This is a genomic window from Clostridium aromativorans, from assembly GCF_020908015.1.
GTDB lineage: Bacteria > Bacillota > Clostridia > Clostridiales > Clostridiaceae > Clostridium_B > Clostridium_B aromativorans.
Genome location: NZ_JAJJPB010000001.1, coordinates 89978 through 105956, shown reverse-complemented (window position 1 = coordinate 105956; position 15979 = coordinate 89978). Strand labels below are relative to the sequence as shown.

Sequence of the window (15979 nt, the reverse complement as noted above, 5' to 3'; positions counted from 1 at the left end):
AGAGGTGATTATGATTATGAAAGTGAATCCTATAACATTGATGATAGGATTGATATTTTTATATCCCCTTGTAAAGGGGTTTTTGTTTAAGTTTTCTTCTAATGCATTGAAGTTAGATATAAGTGATGTGAGTAGAAGTGTTTCATTTATAATATCTTTAATAATGGGCACATATTTTGGGAAAAAAGTATTTATACAGCATGATGGAGGAATATATGAGAGAATATATAATTTAATACCCGACAATCTTTCACAGTATCTTGAGAACAATAACTTTATAGTATATGCAGTTGCAATTCCACTGTTTGTGTTCATATGTTATAAAATTATAAAATTGTTTTTAGATTTACTTAATTATCTTACATTTTACCCTGTACTTGACAGCATAGATAGATTTCTGAGATCCAAAAGCAATACTTTTAAAAGAATACTTGGAGTGGTATCTCAAGTTCCTAAGGCGATATGTTATGTGCTTTTAGTTACATTTGTACTAAATATAATGTCCATGTTTAATATAAATTCAAAGTTAAATAAGTATATGGAAGGTTCAAAGCCCTATAATTATATCTGCAAGGAAATAATAATACCTGTTACCAATTCAACTATTGCAAAACAACTGCCAAATGTATTGGATAATTCTTTCAAGATAGTTATAAGAGAACCAAATTCAAATGAAGTAAAAGATGCAGGTAATTTAAATAGAGTAAAAAATGATGAAAATACCATAGTATATTATAACGGAGTTACACTGGATGAAGGTGTTAAATCAAACTCAGAGATCAACAGTTTTGCCAGGGATCTTGCTTCAGAGGGAAGTAATACTACTGAAAGGGCAGAAATGCTGTACAATTGGATAGGAACTAATATAAATTATGATAATGAGAAAGCCAACAAGGTGTTGAACAATGATTTTAATGTGAAGTCAGGAGCAATTCCCACATTCTATTCCAAAAAGGGAATTTGCTTTGATTATTCTTGCCTGTATGTAGCTATGGCCAGGGCCAATAACATGAAAGTGAGATTAATAACTGGCGAGGGATTTAATGGAATAAGCTGGGTAAGCCATGCCTGGAATCAAGTTTATATTCCAGAACAGAATAAATGGATAAATGTAGATACTACTTTTTATAAGGGAGGAAATTATTTTAACAGCAGAAGATTTCAGGTTGATCACAAAAATGCACAGGTGATAGGAGAATGGTAGAAAGTCAAAAAGATCAATACCACTCTGATTTGAAAAAGAGTGGTATTTGTTTATTTTGATTTTGCTATGTAATTTTTAAGTATGTTATCTATGGCTTTTTCACAATCTGAGTCTTCATTATTTAAACACCATGCATTATTAAAGTATATGAGAGCTTTTTTATTATCTTTCAACATGGTATAACAATATCCAAGATTAAAAAAATATTTACTTTCTCTTTTTAATTTAATTGCGGAATTCAACAAGTCAATTGCTTTTCTGTATTCTTTCAATTTTATAAAACATACGGCTGAATTGTATAGTGAAGATGATTCATTATCCTTTATTTTTATTGCCTTTTCATACATATCAATGGCTCTTTTATAGTTTTTTGAATTGTAATACTCATTGGCTTTTTGAAAATAACTCATTTTACTCCTCCTTAGATTATATATTATTTTGTAATCCCTTAATAAATTTATATCCATTTTTAGAAAAAATATTCTAAAATATTTTCCATTTAAAAAGTTAAAATGCCAGAAAGGCATTTTAACGAAATCTTTTAGTGAAACATTTTTTTTCTCAGCTTTCTTTCAACTATTGATACAGCTTCATACATTGCATAAGCTAAGATTGAAAGAATTATTATACTCAACATAACTGTGTCCAATTGTGATATCTGGCCGCCATATATTATTAAAAATCCAAGTCCCTCTTTTGCCACCAGAAATTCTCCCATTATTACTCCCACCCAGGAAAGTCCAACATTTATTTTTAAGGAAGATACCAATGTTGGTATGGAAGCTGGTATTATAAGGTAAGTTAAAATCTGAAATTTTGATGAGCCAAAAGTTTGAAGAAGCCTAATTTTATCTTTATCCACTTCTTTAAACCCATTTAGTACAGTCAATATGGTTACAATTACTGAAATCAATACGGTTACTAAAATGATAGCAGGTATTCCATTACCCACCCAAAATATTATTATAGGAGCCAGAGCAACTTTGGGAAGAGCATTTAATACCACTACATAAGGATCCAATACATCTGAAACAAAATCAGACCACCATAGGAGTACAGCGATGAAAGTACCTATAATTGTGCTGAGTAAAAAACCCAATATTGTTTCAATGCAAGTTATACCAATATGTTTAAATAGATTTCCTTCAGCATAAAGTTTTATCAGGTTTTTTAACATTCTGGAAGGAGTGCTTGTCAAAAAAGGATCCACCCACCCTAAATCTCCAGCAATTTCCCACAACATAAAAAAAGCTATTAAAATGGCTATTCTGCTTATTATGATTTTTTTCTTTCGCGTATTGACATTTTTTAAATATACTTCACGTTCTTTTATATAGTCCATAATCAATTGTTCAACTCCTTCCAAATATTATTGAAATAAATTCTAAATTTAGGATCTTCTCTGCATTTTAGGGGGGAATCATGATTCCCTTCAAAATCTATATTGTAGATTCTTTTTAATTTTGCAGGCCTTTTGGAAAGAACTATGACTCTGTTTGACATTGATATGGCTTCTGAAATATCATGAGTTACCATTATGGCAGTTTTACCTTCTTTTTTTATTATCTTAAATATTTCATCACTTATGTTTAATCTGGTTTGGTAATCCAATGATGAAAAGGGTTCATCTAATAATAGAAATTCCGGTTCTAGTGCCAGAGTTCTTATTAAAGCTACCTTTTGTCTCATTCCTCCAGATAACTCTTCAGGATAATGATGAATGAAATCCCACAGGCCATAATTTTTTAACATGGCAGCTATTTTATTTTTATATTTAACTGTGGATCTATGCTGTATTTTAATGCTGAGAAATACATTATCCCATACATTCAGCCACTCAAACAGCTGATCCTTTTGAAACATATATCCCATTTTGGAAGAAAAAGAAGTTAATTTTTCATCATCTATATATACTTCGCCGTGGGACGGTTTTATAAGACCTGATATTATATTTAAAAGAGTGGTTTTACCACATCCGGAAGGGCCTACTATACTTAAAAATTCACCTTTCTCTACAGCAAAACTTATATTTTCCAAGGCTTTAGTAGAGTTTTTGGGTGAATGATAATTCATATAGATGTTGTTTACAACTAATTTATTCAAGATATCATCTCCTAATAACTGTGTTTTAAGGTGTTAAAGATAGGTTGAAATTCTAATTTTATATTATTTAATATAAGGTAAAATTAAGTTATAATCTATTATATGAATGAGTACAATATGGTGTTAAAAATCCACATCATTAGGAATATTATTATAAAATTAGGGTATTCAGAATATATTAGAATGGAATATATTAGAATTGCAGATACATGTTCATATGTTATAATATATGTACATACATCTGCAATTTATAGATAATATGTTGTTTTAAAGTCTATAAAATTAGTCTAAATTATTAATTTTAAAAGGTGATTGATTATGAAAAATTTATTTCACGTAGGTCTTGATATAGGTTCAACTACAGTAAAGATAGTAGTATCGGATATAAAAGACAGTATAATCTATCAAAAATATCAAAGACATTTTTCTGATATAAAAAATACTATAGCTAAAATTATTAAAGATGCCTATGTAAAGCTAAAGGATTCAGATATCACTGTAATGGTCACAGGCTCTGGAGGAATGTCTGTATCTAAATGGCTTAATATACCCTTTATACAGGAGGTTGTAGCTTGCACTAATACTATAGAAAGATTTATTCCAGATACTGATGTTGCAATAGAATTAGGAGGGGAAGATGCTAAAATAACCTTCTTTGAGGGCGGAATTGATCAGAGAATGAATGGAACCTGTGCAGGAGGAACCGGAGCATTTATAGATCAAATGGCATCGCTGCTTCAAACAGATGCTAAGGGTTTAAATGAGCTGGCTAAAAATTATAAGGTGATTTATCCTATAGCGGCCAGATGCGGTGTATTTGCAAAGACTGATGTACAGCCGCTTTTAAATGAAGGGGCTGATAAGTCAGATATTGCAGTATCTGTGTTTCAGTCGGTGGTAAATCAAACTATAAGCGGACTTGCTTGTGGAAAATCTATACGGGGTAATGTAGCATTCCTGGGTGGACCCCTATATTTTTTATCTGAACTTAGAAAAAGATTTATAAAAACTTTAAAACTTACAGATAAACAAGTGTTTTTCCCAGAGAATTCTCAATTATTTGTAGCACTTGGTGCTGCGATTTCATCTAAAAATGAAAAACCTATTTCTTTCAAAAATTTAATAGATAGACTTCCAAATTTAAATAAGTCTTCGGGTGAGGATATACAAACATTAAGGCCTCTTTTTAAAGATGAAAATGAATTAAAAGAATTTAGAGAAAGGCACAGCAGGAATTCGGTGAAGAGAGGAAGTTTGGAAGGATTTAGCGGAAACTGTTATCTGGGGATAGATGTAGGCTCTACAACCACTAAGGCAGCTCTAATTGATGGGTATGGAAATTTGCTGTATTCTTCTTATGGAAGTAATAGAGGTAATCCCTTGAAATCTACAGTGGATATATTGAAAGATTTATATAAAAAATTACCGGAAGGTGCTAAAATAGTAAATTCAACAGTTACAGGATATGGGGAAGGACTTGTAAAGGCAGCTTTATCTGTAGATATAGGTGAAGTTGAAACTATTGCCCACTATAAAGCAGCAGAGTTCTTTCAGCCTGGGGTGGATTTTATATTGGATATTGGCGGACAGGATATGAAATGCCTTAAAGTGAAGGATGGAGTAATCGATAAAATAATGTTGAACGAAGCCTGCTCTTCCGGGTGTGGTTCCTTTATAGAGACTTTTGCCAAGTCTTTAAATATGAGTGTAAAAGATTTTGCTAAGTCTGCAGAAACTTCTAAAAAGCCCGTGGATTTGGGTTCCAGGTGTACTGTTTTTATGAACTCAAGGGTTAAGCAAGCCCAAAAAGAGGGAGCCTCTGTAGGAGATATTTCAGCAGGACTTTCCTATTCGGTTATAAAAAACGCATTATTTAAGGTAATAAAGATAAGAGATCCTGAGAAACTAGGTAGAAAGATAATAGTCCAGGGCGGCACATTCTATAATGATGCCATATTGAGAGCTTTTGAAATCATATCCGGGCGAGAAGTGATAAGACCGGATATAGCAGGCCTTATGGGGGCATTTGGAGCTGCTATTATTTCCAGGGAAAGATTTGAACCGGAGCATGAGACGTCACTGTTAAACTCAGCTGAGCTGGATAGATTTTCAACGGAAATTACAATGAGAAGATGCGGGAAATGCGCTAATAATTGTCTGTTGACTGTAAATAAATTTTCAGATGGAAAAGAATTTATATCTGGAAACAGATGTGAAAGGGGTGCAGGTCTTGAGAGGAAAACCTTAGATATACCGAATCTCTATGACTATAAATACAAGAGAATATTTAATTATATACCTCTCAAAAAAGATGAGGCAAATAGAGGACAGGTAGGTATACCTAGGGTTTTGAACATATATGAAAACTATCCATTCTGGTTTACTTTTTTTACTCAGCTGGGGTTTAGAGTGGAATTGTCAGCCCGTTCCTCAAAACGCATTTATGAACTTGGTATAGAAACTATACCTTCGGAATCTGCCTGCTATCCTGCCAAGATAGTTCACGGCCACATAATGAATCTGATACAGAGGGGAATAAATTTTATATTCTACCCTTGTATACCATATGAGCAGAAGGAGCAAAAAGAGGCCAATAATAGTTATAATTGTCCAATGGTAACTTCCTATCCTGAAGTTATAAAAAATAATATGGATATAATCAGAGAAAGACATATTAATTTTAAAAATCCATTTTTACCACTGAACAATAAGGAGAGACTCAAGAAAAGACTTGTAGAAGAACTTAAGGAATTTCACATTCCTGAAAAGGAGATATTCGATGCTGTAGACAAAGCCTTTGAAGAAGATAAAAGAATGAAAAGGGATATAAGGGCAAAGGGAGAGGAAGTACTGGAATATCTTAAAAAAACTGGAAGAAAGGGAATAGTGCTGGCTGGAAGACCTTACCATGTTGATCCGGAGATAAATCACGGGATTCCCAATATAATTACATCCTATGGTATGGCAGTATTTACTGAAGATTCAGTAGCTCACCTTGGCATTGTGGAGAGGCCGCTTCGTGTGGTAGATCAATGGGTTTACCATTCCAGGTTGTATGCTGCAGCAAGTTTTGTAAATACCCAGGATAATTTGGAGCTCGTTCAATTGAATTCTTTTGGATGTGGATTGGATGCAGTTACTACGGATCAAACTCAGGAAATACTCAATAAATATGAGAAAATATATACGGTACTGAAAATTGATGAGGGAAGTAATCTTGGAGCAGTTAAAATAAGGATACGTTCCTTGAAAGCAGCTCTTGAAGAACGAGAAAAGGCAGGCTTTAAGCCACATAGGGTTGAGGACAATTATAAAAAAGTGATGTTTACTAAAGAGATGAGAAAGAATCATACTATATTATGTCCACAAATGTCGCCTATACATTTTCAATTTTTGCAGGAAGCATTTAGAAATTCAGGTTATAATTTGGAAGTACTGCCTTCTGTTGATAAAAAAGCTGTTGACGAGGGACTGAAATATGTAAATAACGATGCATGTTATCCTTCCATAATAGTGGTAGGACAGTTGATAGAGGCATTAAAATCTGGCAAATATGATTTGAATAATACTTCTGTAGTGATGTCCCAGACAGGTGGGGGGTGCAGGGCAACCAACTATATAGGCTTTTTGAGAAAGGCATTAAAAGAAGCTGGAATGAAAAATATACCTGTAATATCTGTGAATGTAGTTGGAATGGAGAAAAATCCTGGATTTAAAATCACACCGAAACTTATAAATAAATCCATGATAGCGCTTTTATATGGGGATTTATTTATGAGAGTATTGTATAGGGTGAGACCTTATGAAAAAATACCGGGATCTGCAAATTTACTCTATAAAAGATGGATTGAAAAATGCAAGAGAAATGTTGCCAACGGTGTTCACAGAGAATTTAAAGAAAATATTTACGATATAGTAGATGATTTTGACAATCTGGAAGTGACCGATATACGGAAACCAAGAGTAGGAGTAGTGGGAGAAATATTGGTTAAATTTCATCCAACTGCCAATAATAGAATTGTGGATACATTGGAAGAAGAGGGAGTCGAAGCAGTAGTCCCTGATTTGACGGATTTCTTATTGTACAGTGCTTATGATGCTAAATTCAAGCACAGATATTTGTCTGGAAGCTATTTAAGTACAATTATAAATGAAGGGGCAATAAAATTTATTGAATATTTTAGACGATATATGAGAGATGCACTGAAAAACAGCAAAAGGTTTGCTCCACCATCTAATATTGAACAGCTGGCAAAAGATGCTTCACAAATATTGTCCATTGGAAATCAGACAGGAGAGGGTTGGTTTTTGACAGCTGAAATGATAGAACTTATAAAAAGCGGAGTAAAAAATATTGTGTGTATGCAGCCTTTTGCCTGCCTGCCTAATCATGTAACAGGCAAGGGAATGATAAAGGAACTAAAAAGAAGGTATCCAGGAAGCAATATTGCAACTATAGATTATGATCCAGGTGCAAGTGAGGTAAATCAGTTAAACAGGTTAAAGCTCATGTTGTCAGTGGCATTTAAATCCATGGAAAGTGAAGTCGCAGTGGAGAGCCGTAAAAATAAACTGGTTCCCCAGGCAGTGCTTGTAGAGGATGGAAATAAATAAAAATCCAAAAGGCTTTAACACAATTTACATTATACTCATATTATGAATAGATATTAAAATTGCTTTTTGGAGGATATATGATAAGAAAAAAATTAGGGCTCTATTCTGTTCTATTGTGCTTTATTTTTATAGTTACCATTTTTGCAGCTTGTGGAAATAGCAAAAAAGGTGCTAATTCCGTAGTTAATATAAAGTTGAATGAAGTGGCAAGATCTGCATTTTATGCACCAATGTATGTGGCGATAAACAAGGGAATGTTTAAAGAACAGGGTATAAATATAGATCTTACTACAGGTCAGGGAGCAGATAAGACAATGCAGCAGGTATTAAGCGGCAGCTGTGATATAGGCTTTTGCGGACCAGAGCAGGTAATTTATATATATAATCAAAAGCGAAAGGATTTTCCTGTATTATTTGCTCAATTGACTGCTACGGATGGATCCTTCTTAGTGGGTAGGAGTGAGCAGAAGAATTTTAAATGGGAATCCGTTAAGGGAAAGACCATAATTGGCGGAAGACCTGGTGGAGTTCCAGAAATGGCTTTAGAATATGTACTTAAAAAAAATAATATACAGCCCGGAAAAGATGTAAATTTAATAACTAATTTGGCTTATACTGCAACAGCAGGTGCATTTAAAGCCAATACAGGAGATTATGTGGCTCTTTTTGAACCCACTGCCAGTATGCTGGAAAAGGATAAAAATGGTTATATACAGGCTTCTGTAGGTGAATCTGCTGGTGTACTGCCTTATACTTGTTATTTTGCCACTAAGTCTTATATATCGAAGAATCCTGAGTTAATACAGAAATTTACAAATGCCATTCATAAAGGGCAGATATGGGTTCAAAAACACAGTGATGAAGAAGTAGCTGAGGCTATAAAATCCTTCTTCCCGGGAACTGATGAGGATGTACTAAAATCTGTAATAAAAAACTACAGGAATATAAAGGCCTATGCTGATACTCCGATTATAAAAGAACAGGATTTAAATAGACTTATGGATGTAATACAATCATATAAATCAGATTTGATACCTGAAAGACCTCCTTTTGACAAAATAGTGAATAATTCTTTTGCGGAAAAAGCCGTTAAATAGGCATGATGTAGAGTTGGGTCAACCCACTGTAAAGGGGGGGGGGAGCCAGCTCTAAAAATATTTTAAATTGAATTCTGTGATTTTAAATATTTTTGTGTCCAAGGGCATACAAATATACATTAAGTTGTTTTATCCGTTTGAATGCTTCTTTTTACTTTTGGCAGTGCCTTAAATCCACGCTGTCGTATTATTTTTGCTGCATATTCATCGAGATTATCCAGAAGCTCGTTTACTCTTGTATATTCAGCATAATAATCTTTTGTCGGTCCATTTTCTATTCCAGCAATTACATGAGGATTCATTGCTACCGCAATTGAAATTCCGTATCTGTAGCTTTCTCTCTGATCTTCTGGAATATCTTTTAGGTCTGCAAAACCGACAATTGAAGCGCCTTTCCCAATAAGGCACTTCCTGAGTTCTGTGCTTAAACAATTCATTTTTATATCTCCTTCCATATATAATTACCTACTTTATAACTGTAAAATACAATAAAATTTATAAAAAAGCAATCTTGTTTTTTAAAGTATTTGTTTCTAATTGCTGAATGTGTAAAATTTCTTGACAGTATAAAAATTAACGTTATAATAGAAAATGTATTAATTAATTTATCAGCTGTGAAAAAAAAGAGTAAGGATAGCATTGTATAAAGAGAGAAAAGCTTATTAGCTGAAAGGCTTTTCATATGGTATATCCTGAAGGTAGTTTTGGAGCTTCTTTACTGAAATAGAAGTAAGTAGAGACGGTTTTGTACCGTTATTTTTGTGAGAGTCTGTAATTTTCAGAAAAAAAGGTGGTAACGCGGGTCTTCGTCCTTTGTGGATGAAGGCTTTTTTATATATCAAGTTATTTTCAGAACATAGGAGGAGGAGATTTAATGTCGAAGAGGAAAGATATAGCAACTACTTACAATCCAAAGACATTTGAAGAAAAACTTTATAACAATTGGCAAAAAAAAGGATATTTTACGCCTGCAGCAGAGGACAACAAGAAAACTTATACCATGGTGATACCACCTCCCAATATTACTGGTAAATTACATCTGGGTCATGCTCTGGATGATACGCTTCAGGATATAATAATAAGAACTAAAAGGATGCAGGGTTACAATACGCTGTGGGTTCCAGGAGAAGACCATGCCAGCATAGCCACTGAGGTAAAAGTGGAAAAGGAATTATTAAAAAAGGGCATTGTAAAAAAGGAAATGGGGCGAGAGGCATTTCTTAAAAAAACCTGGGATTGGACTCATGAGTACAGGGAGAGAATAAGAAATCAGGTAAAAAAGCTTGGATGTTCTGTGGATTTTACAAGGGAGAGATTTACAATGGATGCAGGGCTCAACAAAGCTGTAAGAAGATTTTTTGTCAAATTATACAATGATGGACTCATATATCAGGGAAACAGAATAATAAACTGGTGTCCTAAATGCCAGACTGCCTTGTCCGATGCAGAAATTGAATATGAAGAACAGCAGGGCCATTTCTGGAATATAAGATATAAGATAGTTGGCAGCGACCGATATTTGGAAATAGCTACTACAAGACCGGAGACAATGTTTGGTGATACAGCTATTGCAGTTAATCCAAAAGATGAAAGATACAAGGATTTGGTTGGCAAAACTGCCATACTGCCTATTGTCAACAGAGAAATACCCATAGTTTCCGATGATTATGTGGATATGGAGTTTGGCACAGGTGCAGTCAAGATAACTCCTGCGCACGATCCAAATGATTATCAGGTGGGAAAAAGGCATAACCTACCTGAAATTGTAGTGATGAATGAAGATGGAACTATAAAGCTTCCGGGAACCAAATATGATGGAATGGATAGATATGAAGCCAGAAAAGTACTGGTGGAGGATTTAAAAGAACAGGGATTTTTGGTAAAGATAAAAGAGCATACACATAATGTAGGATGTCATGACAGATGCGGCACTACTGTCGAACCAATGCTTTCAAAACAGTGGTTTGTGAGAATGAAATCTCTGGCACAACCTGCTATTGATGTGGTAAGAAACAAAAAGGTAAAATTTGTACCGGAAAGATTTGAAAAGATCTATTTTAACTGGATGGAAAATATTCAGGATTGGTGTATTTCAAGACAACTATGGTGGGGTCATAGAATTCCTGTCTGGTATTGTAAAGATTGTGGTGAAGTTATAGTAAGTGATACGGATCCTACAAAATGCACTAAGTGCGGTTCAACCAATATAGAACAGGATAAAGATGTGCTGGATACCTGGTTCAGCTCTGCGCTTTGGCCTTTTTCCACCTTGGGATGGCCGGATAACACGGAGGATCTAAAATGTTTCTATCCTAACAATACCCTTGTTACCGGATATGACATAATATTTTTTTGGGTGGCACGAATGATATTTTCTGGTATATACTGCATGGATGACATTCCTTTTGAAAATGTGCTTATACATGGGATTGTGAGAGATTCTCAGGGAAGAAAAATGTCAAAATCCCTTGGAAACGGGGTAGATCCTATAGAAGTCATAGAGCAGTATGGAGCAGATGCCCTGAGGTTTGCACTTATTACCGGCAATGCACCGGGAAATGATATAAGATATTATCCTGAAAAAGTAGAGGCTTCTAGAAATTTTGCCAATAAGATATGGAATGCTTCAAGGTTCGTACTTATGAATTTGGATGAAGATCTGATGGATAAATACAAGAACTGTAAAGATTACAGTATTGCGGATAAATGGATATTGTCCAGAGTAAACTCGCTGGTAAAGGAAGTAACTTACAATATAGAGAAATTTGAAATGGGAATAGCTGCCCAAAAGATATATGATTTTATATGGGGTGAATTTTGCGATTGGTATATAGAACTTGTTAAACCTGCCATGTACGGTGAGGATGAAAAGACCAAGGGAGTGGCTTATAATGTATTGAATAAAGTACTTACTATAAGCTTACAGCTGCTTCATCCTATGATGCCTTTTATAACGGAGGAAATATATACGCATCTCTGCACAGAATATGAATCCATAACCATATCGAAGTGGCCGGAGTATAATGATGAACTTAAAGACCTAGAGTCAGAAAAAGATATGGAATATGTCATAGAGGCTATTAAGGCTGTCAGAAATGTCAGAACTGAGATGAATGTACCATTTTCGAGAAAGGCCAAGGTAATGGTATGGGCTACTGAAAAAAGTGCGTCGGAATCGTTAAAAAATGGAGAAGACTATTTTAAAAAATTGGCTTCAACGAGTGAACTGGAGTTTTTAAACAATAAAGGTGATGTACCAGAAAATGTAGTGTCGGCAGTTACTAAAGGAGCAGAGCTATTCATTCCACTTTTGGATCTGGTAGATAGGGATAAAGAAATTGAAAGGCTGAACAGGGAAAAAGGGAAATTAGAAGATGAAATAGAAAGAGTGGAGAAAAAACTTTCGAATAAAAAATTTCTTTTAAAAGCTCCTAAAGATGTAGTGGATAAGGAGAAAGAAAAAGCTTGTAAGTACAGGGAAATGCTTAATACTGTACTGGAGAGAATACAGAGTTTAAAATAAAAATATGGGGATGTACTACTATGAATTATGAAGAGACCTTAAGATATATAGAAAATGTAGCTAAGTTTGGGAGCAATCTGGGGCTTGATAGAACTGAGAAAATGCTGGAGATTTTAGGTGACCCCCATAAAAAGATAAAAGCCATACATGTGGCAGGCACTAACGGAAAAGGCTCTATCACAGCTATGATAAGTAAAATATTGATGGAAGCTGGTTTTAAAGTAGGGATGTATACTTCTCCTTATTTGGAAGTATTTGAAGAGAGAATACAGATAAATGGCGTCAATATACCAAGAGATGACTTGAGCAAAGTGGTTACAAAGGTATCTGAAGTTGTAAGAAGGGTTGTTGAGATGGGTTATGACAACCCTACTGAATTTGAGATAATTACCTGCAGCATGTTCTACTATTTTGCTGAAAAGAAAGTAGACATAGCTGTGGTTGAAGTGGGGTTGGGGGGAAGATTAGATTCTACAAATGTAATGCCGCCTTTTTCTGAGAAACAAAAAGGTGGAGTTATGCTAAGCATAATTTCCTCTATAAGTTATGATCATATGAAAGTATTGGGGGATACACTGGGAAAAATAGCTTATGAAAAGGCAGGTATAATTAAACCCGGCATTCCGGTAATAATGTATCCTGAAGAGGAAGAAGCCGGGAAAGTTATAGAGCAGGTGTGTGGACAAAAAGGAAGTCAGCTTATAAAAGTGCCGGTAAATTCAGTAAAACGTATTGAAAAAGATAAAATAAGCAGCCGCAGTAGAGGGTGCATGCAGCATATAAGCCTTCATACGGGAAAACAGAACTATGATATTAAATTATCCCTTTTAGGTAGACATCAGCTTTTGAACTGTGCTGCGGCCGTTTTTGCTGTAGAGCAATTGTCCAGATATGGGATTCAAATAGGTAGATCCATAATATCAAGAGCTCTTAGCAGTGTAAAGTGGATGGGAAGGCTTGAGGTGATGGCAAAGAATCCTTTAGTAGTTATAGATGGAGCCCATAACAGGGAGGGAATTTCTGTGCTTAAGGATAATATAGAGAGCTATTTCAGCTATAACCATATGGTGCTTATATTGGGTATTCTGGCTGACAAGGAAGTAGATATCATGGTGAAGACCATTGTACCACTTGCCTGGAAGGTTATAGCCGTAACTCCAAACAATACGAGGGCAGAGAGCTCAAAACAACTGAGAGCTGTAGTGGAAAAGTATAATCCAAACTGTGAAGCTTTTGAGGATTATGAAATTGCCTATAAAAAAGCACTTTCTTACTGTGAGAAGGAGGATTTGCTTTTAATATCCGGTTCGCTTTATATGATAGGGGATATGAGGAAGATAATAAAAAGATACAGTGCAAAATTTTAATTTTGATGAGTTTGCCATATAAAAATGCACCTAAATCAAGGTGCATTTTGTTTTTTGAGTTTTTACGCTATAAATCAAATTGGAGAAATCTAAACCGTCTTATTTTTTAAAACTAATTTTTTGAGGGCTTTTGCAAACTGATCTGGACAGGAGGTACCCTTGCCGTTACAGGAAATACCCTGCAATTTTTTTATTACCTCTTCTACATCCATCCCGTTTACAAGTCTGGATATAGCTTGAAGATTTCCATTACAGCCTCCTATAAAATTTACATTTGCAATTTTATTTCCCACTATATCAAAAATTATTTTACTCGAGCAAACTCCCTTTGTGGTATAAGTATACATTTTATCACCTGATTTCTATAGGGAATGAATATATTGAACAAAGTAATTATGTAACACAAACATTATACAATACAATAAAATAAATTTTCAATTGTTATTACCTATTTTAGCAGATATTCATATTATATTTGTAAGGGGGTGATGGTGTTGGATTATCTTTATGTATGCAGCACTTCTTCTGATCTTGTGTCAAAAATTAATTTGGACTACTTCTGCGAAGAGAAGAGAATATATTTAAGGTCCAATGATATGATTTATAATGTAGGTCCTCATGGAATATATACCAATGATAATAAGCTCATAACAGCAAATAGATATAACAATACCATATCTATAATTGATATAAAAGGGGAAATACAGGAAGAAAGTTATTATGTAGGAGCTTGTTGTAATGATGTTGTGGTTTACGGAAACAATGCATATATAATATGTAGTGACTTAAACAGCTTACTGGTTTTTGATCTTAAAGAGAAGCAAGTAACTGAAGAAATCCCCTGTGGAAGTCTTCCCTATAGCATATGCTTGAATAAAGAGAGAAGATTATTATTGATATCCAATATGGAAGATGATAGCATAACTTTAATAAATTGTACAAACAATAGATGTGTTAAAAATATAAGAGTGGGATCTTATCCTACTAAAGCTGTGTTTACATTAGACGGACAACATGTATTGATATGCGAAAGTAACATAGGATCTGAATTTAGGGGGAGTGTAGCTATTTTATCTTTGAAAAATTATAAAATAATAAACAGGATTATTGTGGGAAATTCGCCAATAGATATTTATTGCAGCAGTAGACATTGTTTTGTATCTAATTTTGGAGAGGGTACAATAAGTATTTTGGATATAAATAATTATAAGGAGGAAAAAAAGATAATTGTTGGTGGAATGCCTAAAAATATAATAAAATATAAGGAAAACCTGTATGTGGGAGACAACTATAATGATCTATTGATAAAGGTGAATATAAAAAGTAAAAATAAAAAATATATACCCATAGGTGGAGAACCTACAGGTATGGTTTTAAGTTGAATTTTAATTGCTCATAAGTAGTTCAACAATATTATAGTAGAGATCTAAGTAATCTTTTTTCCATTTTTTGCACAGCTCTTTGGCCTTGCTGTTGGAGTCTACATTTAATTTTATGTCTATTAGTTCAGAATTATTTTCCAGTATTTTTAAGTTCACGATAAAATTGTTTTTTGGATCGATGGTATAACTGGCATTTATAAAAAGATTCTTTTTTATAGACTCAATTTTCGTATCTAAATACTGATTTATGATGTCCATTTTATTTTTTGAAATTCTATTTCCAAATAACAACAATACTTTAAGACCTTTTTTGGTTATTATGAATTTATGATTATTTGAATAAACTACTTTTTTGATAAAATTAGAAGATAAAAGTTCATTTAAATATTGTTGAAGAGTAAAATAGTTTATAAAGCCGTTCTCAAGTATAATTTGTGTTATTTCATTATTGGAAATGGGAAATTTAATTCTTTTAAATATATAAAGCAGTAATAGTTTATTTTCTGCTAGTTCTAAAGTATCTTCGAACATTTAAAATCCTCTCCATTGAATTTAAAATATATTTATATTATAACATAAAATATTTGAACTTATATTTTGAAATAATTTTATATAAGTAAATTTTTTAATTTATGTAATATTTATCAATATGAGATACTATATAAAATTATAAAAGCAAATATTTGGAG

12 protein-coding genes and 1 other annotated feature are annotated in these 15979 nt (G+C 33.6%); of the genes, 6 read left to right on the top strand and 6 right to left on the bottom strand.

Annotated elements, in window-relative coordinates; genetic code table 11:
- Nucleotides 1-16: 16 nt before the first annotated feature.
- On the top strand, nucleotides 17-1204 hold the full coding sequence (locus LN736_RS00485; protein WP_229980408.1) for a transglutaminase-like domain-containing protein: 1188 nt from the start codon (nucleotides 17-19) through the stop codon (nucleotides 1202-1204).
- A gap of 50 nt (nucleotides 1205-1254) precedes the next feature.
- Here the strand turns inward: LN736_RS00485 and LN736_RS00480 are convergent, their stop codons facing one another.
- The 3 genes from LN736_RS00480 to LN736_RS00470 form a co-directional block, all read right to left on the bottom strand.
- Nucleotides 1255-1614, bottom strand: a complete 360-nt coding sequence (locus LN736_RS00480) for a tetratricopeptide repeat protein (RefSeq protein WP_150356926.1) — start codon at nucleotides 1612-1614, stop codon at nucleotides 1255-1257.
- Between the two features lie 131 nt (nucleotides 1615-1745).
- Nucleotides 1746-2549: an ABC transporter permease gene (locus tag LN736_RS00475; RefSeq protein ID WP_150356942.1), complete on the bottom strand. Its 804-nt coding sequence runs from the start codon at nucleotides 2547-2549 to the stop codon at nucleotides 1746-1748.
- Nucleotides 2549-3307, bottom strand: coding sequence for an ABC transporter ATP-binding protein (locus tag LN736_RS00470; RefSeq protein WP_150356925.1), 759 nt, complete (start codon nucleotides 3305-3307; stop codon nucleotides 2549-2551). Before LN736_RS00470 ends, LN736_RS00475 begins: the two co-directional genes overlap by 1 nt.
- A gap of 318 nt (nucleotides 3308-3625) precedes the next feature.
- On the opposite strand from LN736_RS00470, the gene LN736_RS00465 reads away from it, so the two are divergent.
- A complete protein-coding gene (locus tag LN736_RS00465) occupies nucleotides 3626-7921 on the top strand; it encodes a 2-hydroxyacyl-CoA dehydratase (RefSeq protein ID WP_150356924.1) in 4296 nt (1431 codons plus the stop codon).
- A gap of 77 nt (nucleotides 7922-7998) precedes the next feature.
- A complete protein-coding gene (locus LN736_RS00460) occupies nucleotides 7999-9018 on the top strand; it encodes an ABC transporter substrate-binding protein (protein WP_150356923.1) in 1020 nt (339 codons plus the stop codon).
- 119 nt (nucleotides 9019-9137) lie between these two features.
- On the opposite strand, the gene LN736_RS00455 is transcribed toward LN736_RS00460, so the two are convergent.
- Nucleotides 9138-9455 (bottom strand): hypothetical protein, encoded by a 318-nt coding sequence (locus LN736_RS00455; RefSeq protein ID WP_150356922.1) that lies wholly within the window; start codon nucleotides 9453-9455, stop codon nucleotides 9138-9140.
- Between the two features lie 168 nt (nucleotides 9456-9623).
- Nucleotides 9624-9835: a binding site (T-box leader), on the top strand.
- 57 nt (nucleotides 9836-9892) lie between these two features.
- On the opposite strand from LN736_RS00455, the gene LN736_RS00450 reads away from it, so the two are divergent.
- Both LN736_RS00450 and LN736_RS00445 read left to right on the top strand, forming a co-directional pair.
- Nucleotides 9893-12541: a valine--tRNA ligase gene (locus LN736_RS00450; protein ID WP_229980406.1), complete on the top strand. Its 2649-nt coding sequence runs from the start codon at nucleotides 9893-9895 to the stop codon at nucleotides 12539-12541.
- A 20-nt stretch (nucleotides 12542-12561) separates the two neighbouring features.
- Nucleotides 12562-13908 carry a bifunctional folylpolyglutamate synthase/dihydrofolate synthase gene (locus tag LN736_RS00445; RefSeq protein WP_229980405.1) on the top strand — a complete coding sequence of 449 codons (1347 nt, stop codon included), beginning with the start codon at nucleotides 12562-12564 and terminating at the stop codon, nucleotides 13906-13908.
- Nucleotides 13909-13997: 89 nt separating this feature from the next.
- Here the strand turns inward: LN736_RS00445 and LN736_RS00440 are convergent, their stop codons facing one another.
- A complete protein-coding gene (locus LN736_RS00440) occupies nucleotides 13998-14255 on the bottom strand; it encodes a TIGR03905 family TSCPD domain-containing protein (RefSeq protein WP_150356919.1) in 258 nt (85 codons plus the stop codon).
- A gap of 147 nt (nucleotides 14256-14402) precedes the next feature.
- Here LN736_RS00440 and LN736_RS00435 point away from each other — a divergent pair, with 147 nt between their 5' ends.
- The gene (locus tag LN736_RS00435) at nucleotides 14403-15290 is read left to right on the top strand and encodes a YncE family protein (protein ID WP_229980403.1); all 888 of its coding nucleotides are present in this window, start codon (nucleotides 14403-14405) and stop codon (nucleotides 15288-15290) included.
- A 3-nt stretch (nucleotides 15291-15293) separates the two neighbouring features.
- Here the strand turns inward: LN736_RS00435 and LN736_RS00430 are convergent, their stop codons facing one another.
- Entirely contained in the window at nucleotides 15294-15821 is a 528-nt protein-coding gene (locus tag LN736_RS00430) for a DUF4364 family protein (RefSeq protein ID WP_150356917.1), read from the bottom strand.
- Between the last annotated feature and the right edge of the window lie 158 nt (nucleotides 15822-15979).